General features: G+C 73.9%; 8 protein-coding genes and 1 riboswitch. Of the genes, 2 read left to right on the forward strand and 6 right to left on the reverse strand.

Going from position 1 to position 16676, the window contains the following annotated elements:
- Positions 1-38 precede the first annotated feature (38 nt).
- Positions 39-125, reverse strand: a riboswitch (ZMP/ZTP riboswitch).
- A 16-nt stretch (positions 126-141) separates the two neighbouring features.
- Positions 142-513, reverse strand: coding sequence for a RidA family protein (locus F8S09_RS04770; protein WP_322618529.1), 372 nt, complete (start codon positions 511-513; stop codon positions 142-144).
- 35 nt (positions 514-548) lie between these two features.
- Complete coding sequence (locus F8S09_RS04775; protein WP_152869350.1) at positions 549-1118, reverse strand: hypothetical protein; 570 nt, start codon at positions 1116-1118, stop codon at positions 549-551.
- Positions 1119-1217: 99 nt separating this feature from the next.
- Here F8S09_RS04775 and F8S09_RS04780 point away from each other — a divergent pair, with 99 nt between their 5' ends.
- On the forward strand, positions 1218-2114 hold the full coding sequence (locus F8S09_RS04780) for an FRG domain-containing protein (protein ID WP_152869352.1): 897 nt from the start codon (positions 1218-1220) through the stop codon (positions 2112-2114).
- A gap of 11 nt (positions 2115-2125) precedes the next feature.
- On the opposite strand, the gene F8S09_RS04785 is transcribed toward F8S09_RS04780, so the two are convergent.
- On the reverse strand, positions 2126-2797 hold the full coding sequence (locus F8S09_RS04785; protein ID WP_152869354.1) for a hypothetical protein: 672 nt from the start codon (positions 2795-2797) through the stop codon (positions 2126-2128).
- 9 nt (positions 2798-2806) lie between these two features.
- A complete protein-coding gene (locus F8S09_RS04790; protein ID WP_152869356.1) occupies positions 2807-3070 on the reverse strand; it encodes an acylphosphatase in 264 nt (87 codons plus the stop codon).
- Between the two features lie 138 nt (positions 3071-3208).
- Between F8S09_RS04790 and F8S09_RS04795 the strand changes: the two genes are divergently transcribed.
- Positions 3209-13900, forward strand: coding sequence for a translocation/assembly module TamB domain-containing protein (locus F8S09_RS04795; protein ID WP_322618530.1), 10692 nt, complete (start codon positions 3209-3211; stop codon positions 13898-13900).
- Between the two features lie 85 nt (positions 13901-13985).
- Here the strand turns inward: F8S09_RS04795 and F8S09_RS04800 are convergent, their stop codons facing one another.
- Positions 13986-14444 (reverse strand): hypothetical protein, encoded by a 459-nt coding sequence (locus tag F8S09_RS04800; protein ID WP_152869359.1) that lies wholly within the window; start codon positions 14442-14444, stop codon positions 13986-13988.
- Positions 14437-16590: an ABC-F family ATP-binding cassette domain-containing protein gene (locus tag F8S09_RS04805; RefSeq protein ID WP_322618531.1), complete on the reverse strand. Its 2154-nt coding sequence runs from the start codon at positions 16588-16590 to the stop codon at positions 14437-14439. Before F8S09_RS04805 ends, F8S09_RS04800 begins: the two co-directional genes overlap by 8 nt.
- Between the last annotated feature and the right edge of the window lie 86 nt (positions 16591-16676).

Here is a 16676-nt window from a genome sequence, read left to right on the forward strand (position 1 = left end):
CCCTGCATCAGCGGACGCCCCCGCCATTAGCAGCGGAAGCGTCCGACCCAGGCGTGCGGTCTGTGAGAATCCGGGCGGCTTCCCCGTGGTGTGCCCCACGTTCAGCGCCAGTCGCCGCCGGTCTGGCGAGAGGATACAGAGTCAGGGCGCAGCGGCGATAGCCTCCACCTCGACGAGCAGTTCGGGGCGCACGAGCCCGGCGACCTGCACCGCGCTGCTCGCCGGGGGCTGGGCAAGATCGATGAACTCGTCCCGCACGGCCCGGAGCTGGGGCAGGTCCGCCATATCCGTCAGGAAAAGGGTGAGCTTGACCACGTGATCGAATGTACGCCCGACCTCGGCCAGCGCGAGCCGGAGGTTCTCGAAAACCTGCCGCGCCTGGGTGGTGAAGTCGCCCGGCCCCACCACCTCCCCCTGGGCATCCACCGCAATCTGACCGGAGAGGTAAACCGTGCGCCCACCGCGAACCTCGGCGAGATGGGAGTATCCCGGAGTCAGTCCCAGGGCAGGCACCTGAACAAAACGGAGATGGTCCGCCGATTCCCCCATCAGTTGCTATTCCCCGACCCGTCGGGGTTGCCGCTTGGCGGCGTCTCGTGGAGGAGGGCGGGCGCAGCAGCGGGCGTCCCCTCATCTCCCAGGATGGCCCGCAGCTCGGCGACGACCTGCCGCTCGCGCTCGTTGATCTGCTCGCCGCCGAAGCCCAGGAAGCCGCCCTCCTTGGCCGCCGCCGCCGTGCGCTCGGCCACGCTCAGAAGCAGGCGGCGGAAGGCGGCGAGGTCCTCGGGGCCAGCCTTGGCGCCCACCAGCCACGCGGCGCGGCGCACCTCCTCCAGGCTGCGGGCGCGGGCTTCTTCCAGGGTGCGGGGGCGGTCCTGCGTGGGGACCTCCTGGGCGGTGGGCGGCGTGCCCATCAGGTCGGCGGCCATCGCTTCGAGCAGCGGCGTGCGGTCGGCCGCACCCACGCTCTCGCGGATGGCGGCCCCGACCGCCTGCGCCTCCGCGACGAGGCCGGTCACCCCGCTGGGGCTGGCAGCGACCACGGCGGCCCCCACGCGGCCGGGGGCAGTCATGACCTGATACCACTCGTCGGGGGTGAAGCTGTCTTTGAGGCTCATGGGGGCACCTTACGGGGCGGGCAGCGGACGCTGCCTTGCGGGAGCCTTTACGCGGGGGCGGGCCATCCGTCCGCCCGGCCCGGCGCTTAGGCTGGGGGCATGGAAGAACTCACGGTCTCCACTTGGCCGGAGCTGCACGATGTCCTGTACGCCGACTCCTGGAATCCAGAGCTGCGGAGGCACCGCTCGCCCTACGTATTCCGGGGGCAGGGACGGGGGTCCGCACCGCTGACGACCTCGCTCCAGCGGCAGGGGGGCGACACGCGGGCCATCGAGGGGCATTTGCTGCGGAACTTCCGCAAGTACGCCCACCGCAGCGGCATCGACCGCGACCTGGCGTGGTACTGGCTGGCGGTAGGGCAGCACCACGGCCTGCCCACCCGGCTGCTGGACTGGACCTCCTCGCCCCTCGTGGCGCTGCACTTCGCCACCGCCGAGGAGGACCTGTACGGCGAGGACGGCGTGGTCTGGATGACCCACGTGGGGCGGACGAACGCGACCCTGCCCGCGCCGCTCTCGGCCCTGCTGGAGCATGAGGGGGCGGACGTGTTCACGGTGGACATGCTGGCCGCCTTCTCGCGGGCGCGGGAGCCCCTGGCGGCGGCCCCGGCCTCGCCCGCCTTCGAGTTGAACTGGCTCGAGGACCTGGAGCGCGAGGGCGAGCAGCCCTTCTTGCTGTTTCTGGAACCGCCTTCGCTCGACGAGCGGATCGTGCAGCAGGCAGCCCTGTTCTCGCTGCTCTCGGCACCCGACCTCGCTCTCGACGAGTGGCTGGCCAGGCACCCCGGCAGCGCCCGCAAGGTCATCCTCCCGGCCGAGTTCAAGTGGGAAATCCGCGACAAGCTCGACCAAGCCAACATCACCGAGCGCACCCTCTTTCCGGGGCTGGGCGGCCTGGGCAAATCCCTGCAACGCTACTACCGCCAGCGCGGCGAGGGCCAGGGCCAGGGCGACGCGCTGGAGGAGCAGAAGGAGGAATTGCGCCAGCGGGGGTGAGGTTGTCCGACTTAACGCAACCAGTACACGAACTGTTCCAGGGAAAATGCGGCCAGTTCGCCCTCCACAAAACCAGAGAGGGGCAAGCGCTCAGTCAACTCGGCACTGGTTTCAGGGGAGAGGGAAAGGAGGGGCGTAGACCACTCCTCTACGGCCACAAGCTCATGGCCAAATTTATGCAGCAACGGCGTGAGTCCCGGCGGACTGGCTGGCAACGTCAGGGCCAGAGGCAGGAAGACATGCTCTACAGCGACGACTACGCCATCAGCATTCGCCAGGGTGATCACGTATTCGCCCTCTTCCCACTCTCGCCGCAGCCCCAAACGCTCTATGCCATCCACAAATTGCTGCAAGTCCTCGGGCGTCCAGTGAGGGCGTCGCCTGAGCGCCCTTTGTAGGAACGGGCTGAGGTTAAGGGTTTTCCGCTGAAGGTCGGGCACCGTTACCACTCGGACCTGGCAGCGGTACAGGACGGACATGATGACAAGAGGTGTATCTGGCAGCACAAAAGCGACATGGTGGCTGTTGCTGAGATGAGCAGTTGCCCTGCCCCGGAACTGCACGTAAGCCCAATATTGGCCGGTCTCAGGCTCATCGTAGAGGGCATCGTCCCAGATGACCTCGACCTCCGGCTGACCTTCAAGTTCGCCAAGGACGTGCCAGAAATCGGGTACGCGGTTCACGGCATCACCCTAATACACGTGAAACTCCTGCAAGCCCGTCGCCTCGCTGTACTGGGGGTCCACCGCCGTCACGCGGGCGTGGGGCGGGCCGCGCCGCAGCCAGTGCAGCAAGCGGGCCAGGGCTTCCTCGGGGCCTTCGGCGACCACCTCTACCCGGCCGTCGAGGAGGTTCTCGGCACTGCCCGACAACCCGAGGTCGCGGGCGTGCCGCTGCACGTAGCGGCGGTAGCCCACCCCCTGCACGGTGCCGGAAACGAGAGCGGTCAGACGCATGGGAGGATGCTAGCCCGCCCATCCGGGGGGGAGGGTGCCGAAGCTGACGCTGGGGTGAAAAAAACGGGGGGACCCTCACCCCAGGGCCTTTAGAATGGGCCAGATGCCCGCCCCAACCGTCCTCTTCACAGGCCCGGCGTGACGCCGACCCCCCCCGCGCCTTCCCGGCCCCCCCGCTCCCGGCGGGCCGGGTGGGTGCTGCTGGCTCTGGCCGCGCTGCTGGGGCTGGCGGCATGGTTTGCCCCCACCCTGCTGGGGCAGTGGGCGCTGCGGCAATTCGGCGGCGACGTGGTGACGGCCGAGGGCGTGGACGGGCGGCTGTGGTCGCCGGGCCTGCGGGGGGCGCGGGTCCAGATTCCCGGCGTGGACGCCACGGCAGACGAGGCCAGCGTGCGCGTGACCGGGGTGGACCCCCGCACCCGCACCTTGCGGCTGGACGCGGCTGTGAAGAACGGCACCGTGAACCTGCGCCTGGGCGACCTGCTGCGGCGCGGTCCGGCCTCCGGGGAGGCCAGCGGGGGAGGCGGCTGGCGGGTGGTGCTGGGCGGGCTGGACGTGCAGGGCACGCGGGTGAATGTGGACGGGGCAGGACTGAACGTGCCCGACGGCCGTTTCCGGGTCTCGCCTCTGGACGATGGGCGGCTGGCCGTGCGTGGACAGACCCGGCAGGGCGACCTCAACGCGAACGTGACCGTGCAAGAGGGCGAGCTGGGCAACCGCTTCCTGCTGGACGTGGATGCCGACGCGCGGATCATCAACCACTACTGGCCGGGCGTGACAGGCGGACGCATCACCGGGCAGTACGCGGTGGGCGGGGGGGCGCCGATTCGCGGGGACCTGCGGGTGCGCGGCGCGGGCCTGCGGGTGCCGGAAGCCGAATACGTGACGGTGGGGGACGTGAACGGCACCCTCGCCCACCGGGGCGACGACCTCGCCCTGCGGCTCGCCGGGCGCGGCTGGGACGGCCCGGTGACGGCACGGGCCACCGCGAACACCCGCCAGCAGCGCTGGGACGTGACCGCCGAGGCGACCCCCCGCGTGGCAGGACTGGCGCAGGCACTCGGCACCACGGGCGACGGCGCCCTGCGCCTGCGGGCCACCGCCGGGGGTTGGAGCCGCGCCGAGGTGCGGGCGGAGGTGGCCGGGGCGGGGCGCTTCGCCGGGGTGCCCTTCGACGACCTGCGGGCGCAGTACGCCTTCGCCAGCCCGAGCGGGGAGGGCGAGTTGCCCCAGGCCAACACCCTCACCTTCCGGGCCGACACCCGCCTGAGCGGGGAACAGACCCTGGCGGGCGAGTGGACGTTCGGGCGTTCGGGGCGGGCGACCTGGGCGGGCGACTTCGCCGGGAGGCCGCTGGACGTGCGGGCGGGCGTGGACGCGCGAAACCTCGTCACCCTGACGGGCGAGGGGCTGGGCGGGCCGCTGGCTGGGCGCTACTCGCTGCCCACGCAGGCGCTGACCGCCACCCTCAACCCCGACTACGGGGCGGCGTCGGCGCGGGTGGCCCTGAGTGGCACCCCGCGTGACCTGCGGGCGCGGGTGACGGATGGGGCGGCGGGTCCCTTCCGGCTGGAGGGCACCGCCCGGCTGAACGGGGAAGGGCTGCGGGCCGACTTCGGCGCGGCGCGGCTGGACCTGAACCGCGAGTTCCGGGGGGGCTGGAGCGTGCAGGGCCTCAGCGGGGCGGGCGTGACCCTCAGTGGCGAGGGCGACCTTGACCTGACCGAAGGACTCCTGGGTGGAACGCTCGCGGCGGACGTGCCCGGCGTGACGGGGACCCTGCGTGGCCCGGTCGCGCTGAACCTGCCGGAGCAGCGCGGCACTTTTGCCCCGAACGGGCAGCGGCTGGTGTGGAACGGGGACGCCTTCACCCTCACGGCGCGGGACCTTGCGGTGGCGGGCGGGGCGCGGGTCAACGGGACGGCGACGGTGATGACGGACCGCCGGGTCACGGGCACGCTGACGGCGCAGGGGAACGGCTACGACCTGACGGCCACCGGGCGCGGCGACTATGCCGACCTGCGCGGCACGGCGGGCGGCGTGAGCGTCTCGGCACGAACCGTCCTGGCCGACGACTTCCGCACGACGGCGCAGGTCGAGGGGGCCGACATCGCGGGCGAGTTCGCTCTGGAAGGCGGTGGCGTCCGCTTCGCCCTCACGACGGCGGGGCCGGACGGCGGGCGCGAGACAGCGCGGGGCGTCCTCAGCGGAGAGAGCTGGGACGCGGCCGGGCGGGTCAACCTCGCGGCGCTGCGGCCGCTGGTGGGGCAGCCCGACCTCGCCGGAACGCTGGACCTCGCGCTGGCGGGAACGGGCGGCACGGCGGGGGTGGACGTGCGGGTCGCTGGGGCGAGCGTGGCGGGCACGCTGACCCGGCGCGGCGGCGAGGTCACGGCCGAGCTGCGTGGCGCTTACGCGGACGCGGTCGCCCGGTTGAGCGGCCGGGTGTATCCGGACGTGGCCGCCTCCGGCCCGGTGACGTGGCAGGGGCAGACGCTCGCGGCGAGCGTGGCCGGGCCATACGGCGACCTGCGGGCACGGCTGACTGGGCGCACCACCCCGCTGACCCAGGCGGGCGTGACGCTGCCGGGGCAGGCGGTGGACCTCACGGCCACGCTGACGCCGCGCCTCACGGCGAGCGGGACCTGGGGCGACCTACGGGTGCGGTACGACGCCCGGACGGGATTGGTGGCGGTTGAAGGGACCCAGGCCCTCACCGCCTTTGGGCGCTCCGGGCAGGTGCAGGGCCGCGCGACGTGGGGGCCAGGCTTCGCGGGCGAGGTGCGGGCGCGGGGCACGCTGGAAGGCGGCTATGCGGTCGCGCTGGCCGGACCGTGGCGGGCACTGGACGTGACCGCGCAGGGTCCGGGTGGCCTGCGGGCGAGCGGGACGGCGGCGCTCCCGGAAGCGAGCTATGACCTGCGGGTGCGTGGGCCGCTGGAGGGCTTCTATGTGGACGGGCGGGTGCGCGGCACCGGGGCCGAGCCACGCGGCACCCTGGACGTGTTTGACGGGGCGGGCGGCACGGCGCGGGTCAATCTGCACGGCCTCTCCGACTTCGACGTGCGGGCGCGGCAGCTCACGCTGGCGGGGCAACCGCTGGTGGGCGACCTGACGGCGCGGAGCGGGCAACTTTCGGGCACCCTGAGCGCCGGGCCGCTGCGCCTCGTGGCGCGGGACGGGCGGGTGGACGGCTCCGGGGAACTTGCCGGGCATCGTCTGACCGCCCAGGGCCGACTGACCCTTCCCGCGACCTTGCAGGACCTGCGTGTGAACGTGACCGGGCCGCTGCTGACTGCCTCGGCCACCGGGAATGTGGACTCTCTGCGCGGCACCGTGCGTCTGCGTCCGCAAGCTGTTGGGGAGGGGGCGGCGCGGGCCAGCCTTCCGGCGCAGTCCTTCCCGCTCACCGCCGACCTGACCGGACCACGTGTGACCGTGGGTGGACTGACCTACGCGGCGGGACGCTGGAGTGGCGGGCTGGGCGTGCGGTACGCGCTGGGTGGGCGGGCCGGGACGGTGGCGGTGCGCGGTGGGGGCCGGACGCTGGCGGCGCTGCCGTCGGGTCCACTCGCTGGACGGGTCAACCTCCTGCCGCGCCTGGGTGGGCAACTTCAGACCGACCTCTCCCCCTTCCTGACCGCGCTCCCTGCCGATCTGCGGACAGAACTCGTCGCCGGGCGGCTCGTCGCGGACGTGACGGCGCAAGGCGCAACGCTGACCAACTCCGGCAGCCGTTACCTGGGCCAGCCGCTGGATCTGCGGGCGCAGGTGGACTGGCGGCGCGGGGTGCGGGCGTCGGGCACGCTGACCCATCCGGGAGGCCGGGTGCCCTTCGCCTACGACGGGCGCGATCTGCGGGTGCGCGGCGCGAGGTTGGACGCCCGCGTGCTGCGGCCCTTCGTGGAGGCGACCGGGCGCGTGACGGCCACACTGACGCTGCCGGGGCTGGACGTGGAGCGGGCGAGCGGGCAAATCGGCGTGAATGTGCAGGCGCTGGGCGAGCGGGTCACGGGCCGCCTCACGCTGGCGAACGGGCAAGCTGCGGGCGAGTTGCGGGCCGGGCCTCTGCGCCTGACCGCACGGGATGGGAGGCTGGCGCTGACGGGCGAGGCAGCCGACCACACCCTGACCGCGACGGCCCGGCTGCGAGGGCTGAGCGAGGTGTCGGACGTGCGGGCCAATGTGACCGGCCCCTACCTGGAAGCGAGCGCGGCGGGCGACCTGACGGCCCTGCGCGGCAGCGTGCGGGTGCGTGGGCAGAGCTTCGGGGCCGACGCCGCGCAACTTGTGCTTCCGGCCCAGACGTTGCCGCTGAGTGTCGCCCCCACGGCGGGCCGGATCAACGTGGGTGGCCTGACCTTCGCGGGGGGACGCTGGGATAGCGGAACCAACCTGCGCTACACCCTCGGCGGGCGGGCGGGGACGGTGGCCGTGCGAGGTGGGGGCCGGACGCTGGCGGCGCTGCCGTCGGGTCCACTCGCTGGACGGGTCAACCTCCTTCCACGCCTGGGTGGGCAACTTCAGACCGACCTCTCCCCCTTCTTGGCCGCACTCCCTGCCGATCTGAGGGGCGAACTCGTTGCCGGGCGACTCGTCGCGGACGTGACCCCGGACGGCGCGACCCTGAGCAATTCGGGCACGCGCTACCTGGGCCAGCCGCTGGGCCTGAGTGGGGCCGTCTCGTGGCAAGGCGGCGTGCGGGCCACCGCCGAGCTGACCCACCCCGGCACCCGCATCCCGCTGACCTACGACGGGCGCGACTTCGCCATCCGGGGGGCGGTGCTAGACGCCCTCGCGCTGCGGCCCTTCGTGGAGGCGACTGGGCGCGTCACCGCCGACCTGACCGTGCCGGAGCTGGACTTTGACCGGGCGACGGGGCGAGCGGACGTGAATCTCTCGGCGGCCGGGCAGAGCGCGACCGGGCGGGTCACCCTGACGCGCGGGCAGCTCGCGGGCGACCTGGCGAGCGACCTCGGCGGGCTGGCGCTGCGGGTGCGCGGGCCGCTCTACCCCCGTGCGGAGGCCGACCTGACCCTAGGAGAGGTGCGAGGCACCCTGACGGGGAACGCGGCCGACACCTTGACCTTGCGGGCGGCGGGGCGGTACGAGGGCCGGGCCGTGGACCTCACGGCGGTGGGCCGGGCGCTCACCGGGCCGGGCGCAAGCGCGACCCTCCAGGCGACGGTTGCGGGCGGCACCCTGGCGCTCAACCTCAGCCGGACCCCGGACGACTGGGCCGTCACGGGCCGGGTGGACGTGCCCGACCTGGGGCCGCTCGCGGGGACGAATGGGTGGGTCAGCGGCAGCGTGAGCGGCACCCTGCGCGCGTTGCGGCTGGACACGGAGGGCGAGGTCGCGGGCGTGACCTTCCGCGCCCCGGCCACCTACGCGGGCGGCGTGCTGCGGGTGCAGGGCGGCACAGGCACGCTGCCGGACGGGCTGGGCACCTTCCGGACGAGCGGTCCTGTCATCCCCGAGCTGCGCCTCAGCGCGAAGGCCAGCCTGCGCGATGCTCTCCCCGGCGAGTACACCGGGCAGGTGTTGGGGTCGTTCAGCAAGCCCGACGTGCGGGTGCAGGGCGTCCTCAATAGTGGAGTCGGTGGCCTTCAGGCGGCGGGCACCCGTGTCACCGCGCGGCTGTTCGGGCGCGATTGGAAGGCCGACCTGGGCGGCGAGGCCCTGGCCGGAACCGTGCGGGGGCGGCTGGGGTCGGGGGCGCTCGGCGGGCTGCTGACGGCGCGGCTGAACGTCCACGCGCCCTACGTCGCCGGGGACACCCGTGTGCGGCTCGACGGGGTGACCGGCTGGAATGTCCGCACCGGCTGGCTGGGTGACCTGCGGGCCACCGGCAGCGTACCGGGCGGGGCGCTGGACGCCCGCCTCACCGGAGCGGGGCCGCTGGCCCTGGCCGCGAGCGTCGGCCCAGCACGGGTGACGGGGACCTTCCCCGCCGACCTCCCGCTGCGGCCGGGCGGCACGCTGGACCTCGCGGCGCTGGACGTGGGCGCCCTGTGGGAGCGTCCCGGCCAACTGCGGGCGACGGGCCGGGCCACGCTGGAGGGCGACACCTGGGCGGGCGCTGGGGCCACCTTCGCCGGGCGACTGGACGATGTGGAAGGGGACCTCAGCGGCGACGTGGGGGCGACGTACCGGGCCGGGACCGTCTCGCTGCGGCTCGCCGGGGCGCGGCTCTCGGGCGGGGGCACGCTGGAGGGCGGGCGCTACCGCCTGAGCGTGCGGGCCGAGCCCGTGCGTCTTGCGCGGCTGCTGCCTCCCGCGTGGGACGTAGACGCGCTGACCTTCGGCGGCACCGTGGAGGCGAACGGTACCCTGACGGGCGGGCCGGAGCGGGTCGAGGCCCGCCAAGTGGCCCTGCGTGGCGAACAGGGGCAGGCCGGGCCATTCAGCCTGTACGGGCGGGCCACGTTCTCGCGGCAGCCGGGAACACCCGACCGTCTGGACGCCGAACTGGACGGCAGCCTGCGCGGAGGGGTGTTGAAGGCGCGGGGGGCGCTGCCCGACGGTGTGCGCTTGACCGTGCGTGATGTGGACGCCCGCGCCGTCGGCGTCGGCCAGGTGGGGGGCGACCTCACCCTGACTGGACCGCTGCGTGACCTGCGCGTGTCCGGGCAGGCGACCGCCCGCGCGGACGGCTTCGACGCCCTCGCCACTCTCTCCGGCCCCGTGCGTGACGCCCGTGCCCACGCTCGCCTGACCCTGAAGGGTAAGGAGCAAAGTGGCATCCTCTACGCCGACGCCCGCGACCTCGACCTGGGCGCGGGCACCGTGCGGACACGGGTCTACGGCACGGCGCGGCAGGGCGGCAATGACCTTACACTGGACCTGGAGGGCACCTGGCCCCGGCTGGCGGGCACCGCGACCGCGCGGGTCGGTGGCTTGCCTGCCCCGGTCACCCTGCGCGGTGACGGACAGGGCGGCTACGCGCTGGCGGCGGGGGCGCTGGGCGAGGGTGCTCTGACCCTCACGGACGGGGAGGGCTTCGTGCCCAACCTCGGCGGCACCCTGCGGCTGCGGCCCCTCGCGCTGGTGGAGGGTGCCATGGGCGAGGCGGCGGCAGAGGTCACCCTCTCCGGCCCGCTGACTGCTCCGAGCCTGACGGGGACGCTGGAGACGCGCGAAGCGGAAGCCTTCGGCGTCACGCTGGCCGACACGCGGGGCACCTTCGGGGGCACCCTCGCCGACCTGCGCGGCACGCTGACCCAGGGCACGGACCCCGTGCTGACGCTGGAGGGCCACCGCCTCACCCTCGCGGGTCTAACGCTGGGTGCGGCGGGCGGCACTGTGCGGGCCAGCGGCACCGTCACGCTGAACGGCTCCCCTGCGGCCGACCTCACCCTCGCGGCGGGGGGCGGGCTGGAGGGCAACGTGCGGGCCACCTACCGCGCCCGGGCGCTGACGCTGGACGGCACCCTGGGGGCGGCGGGCCTGCGGGCCGCGCTCGACGTGAACGCCGACCCCTTTACCGGCTGGCACGGCACCGTGCGGGTCACGGGCGGCCCCGACGGGGTGCTGACCGCGCCCGCCGTGCTGCGGCTGGACGGCCCGCTGGCGCAGCCCCTGGTCAGCGGCGAGGCTGGGCTGCTGGGGGCGGGAGCGCGGATCGTGGCGACCCCAGGCGGCGTGCAGGTCCGGCTGGTAGACGGCCCCGGCGCCCAGGCGAACGGGGTGCTGGAAGTGCGCCCCGACGAGGCGGGGGGCTGGCGCTGGCTGGGCACCGCCGCGCTGACCCGCCCCGAACTCAGCCTCAGCGTGACCCCGCAGGGACCGTTGGCCGATCCCCGCCTGACCCTCAGCCTGCGCCGGGGCGAGTGGCGGGCGGCGGGCGAGGCCAGCCTCCAGGCGGCCGACCTCGACGTGACCGACGGCGAGCGCACCGGGCAGGTCACCTGGACCGGCGACGTGCTGCGGGCCGAGTTGCCGGGCCTGGACCTGGGGCGGCTGAATCTGGAAGGCGTGACGGGCCGCCTCACCGCGAGCGGGACGGCGAACACGGCGAGCGGCGAGGGGCGCGTGGCCCTGCGCGTCACCGACGTGACCACCACCTACGAGGTCCCCTACCTGGGCCTGACCCTGGGGGGCGACCTCACCGGGGAGCTGACGCTGGCGGGCGGACGCCCCAGCCTCACCGCTACGGCCGCCCTGCCCGCCGGAACGCTGAACCTGACCGCCGCGCAGGGCGAGGGCGGCTGGACCGGGCGCCTCAGCGGAAGCGTGCGGCAGGGGGACGGCACCCTCACGGCGGACGTGACCGCCGGGGCGGGGGGCCTGACGGGAACGCTGGCGGCGGCCCGCTATCCCCTGGACCTGCCGGGCCTCAGCGCGACCGGAGAAGGAGTCCGGCTGGACGGCACAGTGGCCCTTCAGGGGCAGACCTTCGCGGCGAATCTGAGCGCGGTAAACACGGTGGGGGCCGCCCGCGTCACGGGTACGGGCGGGCTGGCCGACGTGCTGCCCGCGCTGGAGGCCCTGGGCACCCTGCGCCCCACTGGGGACGGCTACCGCTTGCGGGCGCGGCTGGACGAGGTGGAACTGGGCGAACTCGCGCTCGCCCCAGGCCTCGCCGGGCGGGTCAGCGGCGAGGCCACCCTGAACGACGGGGGCGGCACGGTCATCCTGACCAGCCCGGCCCTGACCCTGGGGCCGAAGCAGCTCGGCGCCCGCGTGGAGGGCACCCTGATCGGCGGCGACTGGCGCCTGCGCGGATTCCTGGGCGAGACGGACTTTCTGGCCTCGCTGACGGGCGGCGTGTTGAGTGGGCAGGCGACCCTCCAGGCACTGCCGCTGGGAGCGCTGACCACCGCCGTGACGGGCACCCCGGTGGGCGAAGGCGTGGTCACCGGCGTGGCCCGCTTCCGCGTTCCGCTGGCCGATCCCCTGGCGGGCAGCGCCACCGTCGTGGCCGAGCGCATCCGGGTGACCGCCGTGACGGGAACCGGGCCGCAGGCCATCACCGAGACGCTGACGGGTACGGGCACGCTGGATTACGCCGACCGGGAACTGCGGAACGTCAACATCCAGCTTGCCGGGGCCGGGACCTGGGACGTGCGCGGGGGCTACACGCGCGAGCGGGTGGACTTGCAAGCCCGCTTCGACGGCACGACCTTTACCCCGGTGCTGCGGCTGCTGCCGGGGCTGGCCGGGCTGGACCCCAGCCTCAAGGGGACCGTGACCCTGTCGGCGGCGGGCACCTACGACCGCCCACGCGGGCTGCTGCGGGCACAGAACCTCGCCGGGAGCCTCGCGGGGCTGAGCCTTCAGGTGCCTGCGCTGGAGGGCGACCTGCCCGACTCCGGGGCCTTCAACGCCAGCGGGCGCGTCCTGACCGGCGGCGTGCTGGGCAGCGACGGCACCCTGGAGGTGCGCGGGCAGCTCAGCCTGGGGCGCCTGTCGGGGACGACCGCCACCTTCCGGGGCCTGCTCGCGCCGCAGGCGCTGGGAGCCCTGCCGAACAGCGTCGTGACGGTGACTCAGGCCGGGGAGGACCGCTGGACCGTGGAGGCGAGCAGCCGCACGCCCGCCACTGCCGCTGGCCCTGCCGGAACGCTGCGGCTGACCGGAGCGCTGACCCCCCGCCTCGACCTGAGCCTGACCGCGCAGGGCTACGCGCTGCCCATCTCGGTGATCTCGGCGCGGGACAGCAGCCTGGACGCCGACCTGCGGCTCCTCGACGACGGCACGGTGGTGCGCGTCAGCGGCGCGGCCTCCTTCGCGCGGCTGGTGCTGGGGCGCACGGACGCGGTGGCGACCATTCCCCCGCCCGGCCAGAGCACCTCGGGCACGGATGGCCGCCCCACCGACACCTTCCCATCGCCGCTGCCGCCCGAATACACGACCTTTCCCGACCCCGCCGGGGAGGAGGGAGCGGACGTGCCCGCCCCGGTGCGCCCCTTCCTGGAGCGGCTGGTGTTCGAGGATATTCCCATCCGTGCGCCCGGCGGCATCCGGGTGGACGAGGCGCTGGCGCGGGCCGAGTTCGGCGGCGGGCTGGTGCTGTCGGGCACGGGAGCGCGGCCCCGGCTGACGGGCGAGATCGTCGCCGAACGCGGCAGCCTCTTCCTGCGCGAGAACGAGTTCACCCTGCGCGAGGGCCGGGTGACCTTCGCCGGGGACGGCCTCTACCCCTCCTTCGCGCTCAACGCCGCTGGAACGGTCGCCGCCGTGACCACCCGGCAGCGGGTGCCCGTGGTCCTGGACGTGCGCGGGCAGTTTGAGCCGCAGCCCAGCGGCCAGAATGTCCTGAACCTCCAGACCACCCTGAGCTGTGCGCCGGGCGCGAATGGAAACTGCGCCGACCCGGTGACCCGCACCCCCTACACCGAGGCGCAGCTGTACGCGCTGGTGGCGACCGGGGTGCCCAACCTCGACGCGCTGCCGGAGAACCTCGCCTCGCTGGGCACGAGTGCGCTCCAGACCGCGCTGAACATCTTCGTGCTGGGCGAGCTGGAACGGAACGTGGCCCGCGCCCTGGGGCTGGACGTGTTCCGCCTGACGCCCAACCTCGCGGCGGACGGCGGCGAGTTCGGAGCGACGATCACGCTGGGGTCATACCTCACCCGCGACCTCTACCTGCAGTACCAGGTGGACCTGACGGGCGAAGGCCTGCTGGACGCCACCTACACCACGCCCGACGGCCGCCTGTCCTTCCAGGTCAGCACGCCGCTGGGCCTGGGGCTCCAGGCGGTGCGGCCCTCCATCAGCGCGGCGTACAACTTCGGCCCGCGCAGCAGCGTGAGCGTCGGCGTGGCGAACGACGAGGACAGCACGACGTTCCGGTTCGGGGTGACGTACCGGTTTTTCGGGAGGTAGTCGCCAGTCGCCAGGTATCAAAGCAGACGCCCCAGGCTGAGGCCGGGGCGTTGTTGCTGGAAGCTGGCGACTGGCGGCTGGCGGCTTAGCGGCTCACCGCCCCGCTCACCCGAGGCTCCAGCGCGTACAGCGCCACCACCGCGACGAGGGTGCCCACCCAGCCGGGAGCCGAGCCGAGGTCGAGTTCGAAGGTGCGGCCCAGGACCGTGCTGCCGAGCTGCCCGCTGAGCTTCTCGCCCTGCTGCTGGGCGACGATGTTCCAGCCCACGATGGGCTCGCCCAGAAAGCCGGTCACCCGGTCCACGCCACGCAGCACCAGCTTCTGGCCGCCGACGTTGCCGCGCAGCTCGCCTTCTTCCAGCTCGATGCGCACGCTTTCGTCGCCGACGGTGCCCTGCACGCCGCGCTCGGTGATTTCGAGGTCGATGTCTTTGCCGTACAACTGGCCGCCCGCGCGGCCCGAGATGCGGTCGCCGTCAATGGCGCAGCGGACGCCGAAGCCGTCCGCACCGCCGAGTCGGCCCTTGATCAGGTCTTCACTCATGCCGGGGAGTATAGCGGGGTGGGGCGGGGGGCTGGTCGCCTGGGGGGTGTGGGGGACCGTGGTCCCCGCTGCCGCTCCCCGCCACCAGCCCCACTCGCTCGAAATACGCCCGCCGCCGCAGCACCGGCCCGCCGTCGCCCAGCCGCGCCCGGCCCACGTTCCAGCGCTCGAAGAGAATCCGTAGCGCCCCGCCCAGCAGCGCCGCCCCGTACCACGCGGGCGGCGGGGCCGAGAAGCGCAGCGTCTCGCCGTCCCAGGCGAGGTGGGGGCACGTCTCGTCGTGGGCGGCCCAGACCATGCCGCCCCGCTCGCCCAAGCGCTGCCCCCGCACCCGCAGCGGCCCCTCGCGCACCTCCGCGTCGTACTGGGGGGCGGCGTGAACCTCGGCGTAGAGGTCGTAGAGGTGCCCCTGAAGGCGGTGGGCCTGCGCCCGCAAGCGGGCCTCCTCGCGGCCCGTCAGGGTGCCGGGGGGGGCGTCGAGTTGGCGGCGTACGTCCGCCAGTTGGTTCTCGACGGGCACCAGCCGTTGCCGGGCGGTGGGCGGCGGTGGAGGGGGCGGCGGGTCGCCCTCCAGCGTGCGGGCGGGGTCGGCGTACTCGCGCGACCCCCAGCCCTGCGGCTCGCGCAGAGTCCCCTCCTCAATCACCCACAGGCGATTGGCGACCTCGCGGGCAAAGCGGCGGTCGTGGGTCACGATGACGACCGCGCCGCCATAGGCGTGAACGGCCCCCTCCAGCGCCTGCAACGCCTCCACGTCGAGGTGGTTGGTGGGTTCGTCCAGCAGCAGCAGGTCCGAGCGCAGCGCACTCACGAGCGCGAGGCCCGCCCGCGCCCGCTCGCCGCCCGACAGGACCTCCGGGGTCTTGGGCCAGTCGTCGGCGGTGAATCCGGCGCGGCCCAGCAGCGCGTTTGCCCGTGCCCCGAAGCGGCGCTCGAACTGTGCCCGCAGCCCCTCACCGGGGGTCAGGCCGTGCCAGGTCTGGTCGAGGGAGGCGACCGTGACCCCGTTCGCCACCCGCAGCACCGGCTCGGGGGGACCGGGGTCGGGGTGCAGCTCCCCCGCCAGCAGACGCATTAGCGTGGTCTTGCCGGTGCCGTTCGCGCCCATCAGGGCCACCCGGTCGCCCTGCCGCAGCTTGAAGGCCACGTCCCGCAGCACCCCCCGCTCGCCGTAATACTTGGAGAGGTGCTCGCCCCAGGCCACCAGCGGTGCCCGCGCCGTGCCCGCCAGCAGGCGCATCCGAATCTGGCGCTCGGGGAGGGGCGCTTCGGTCACGGGCACACGTCCCGCCCGCGTCTTGATCGCACGGGACCGGCGGCCCCACTCGTCGAGCCGCTCGGCGCTTCCGCTCAACCGGGCGGCCTCCTGCTGGCCCAGTCGGGCGGCTTTGGACTGCGTGCGGCGTTCCAGCTCACGCTGCTCGCGGGCGCGGGAGTAGCCACCGGGATACTCGCGGGCCTCGCCACCTTCCAGCCACAGGCTGCGGGTCGCCACGGCGTCCAGAAAATCGCGGTCGTGGCTGGTGAGCAGCACGCCGCCCGAAAAGTCGCGCAGCCAGCCTTCCAGCCACTCGCGCATCCGGATGTCGAGGTGGTTGGTCGGCTCGTCGAGGAGCAGCAGGTCGGGTTCCCGCGCGAGCGCGAGGGCCAGCGCCAGCCGGGTGCGCTCGCCGCCCGAGAGGGTGGCTGCCTCCCGGTGCAGGAAGCGGGTCAGGTCCAGCATCCCCAGCACCCGCGCGGCGCGGGCAGGCCAGCGGTAAGCGTCGGCGTCCTCCAGCCGGGCGTGCAGGGCCGACCACGCGGCGAGGGTCGCGGGGTCCCCCAGGTTCACCTCCAGCGCGAGCAGCTCGGTTTCCAGTGCCCGGTAGGGGTGCGCCGCGTCCACCATCTCGCGCACGGTCCGGCCCGGCGGGTGAACGTGATGCTGCGCCAGCACGGCCATCCGCAGCCCCTCGCGCCGCCAGAGGGTGCCCTCCTCGGGCACGACCTCTCCGGTCAGCACCCGCAGCAGCGTGGTCTTGCCCGCCCCGTTGCGCCCCAGCAGGGCGAGGCGGTCGCCGCTCCCCACCGCCAGCGACACCTCGCGCAGCACCGCCCGTTCCCCGAAGGTGACGGTGAGCGAATCGGCGGTCAGGAGAGGCGGCACGGGAGGGAGGCTAGCAGAGGGCGTAAGCGGTACCTGTCATAGGGGTTTCAGAGAGGCAGCGACGCGCCGAAAGTTGGGGTCGCGGC

Origin of the sequence: Deinococcus terrestris (assembly GCF_009377345.1) — a bacterium.
Lineage (GTDB): Bacteria > Deinococcota > Deinococci > Deinococcales > Deinococcaceae > Deinococcus > Deinococcus terrestris.

Coding starts and splice junctions, on each gene's coding strand:
- F8S09_RS04800 (WP_152869359.1), bottom strand. CDS start 14,444: ATGAGTGAAGACCTGATCAAGGGCCGACTCGGCGGTGCGGACGGCTTC.
- F8S09_RS04790 (WP_152869356.1), bottom strand. CDS start 3,070: ATGCGTCTGACCGCTCTCGTTTCCGGCACCGTGCAGGGGGTGGGCTAC.
- F8S09_RS04780 (WP_152869352.1), top strand. CDS start 1,218: ATGGAAGAACTCACGGTCTCCACTTGGCCGGAGCTGCACGATGTCCTG.
- F8S09_RS04775 (WP_152869350.1), bottom strand. CDS start 1,118: ATGAGCCTCAAAGACAGCTTCACCCCCGACGAGTGGTATCAGGTCATG.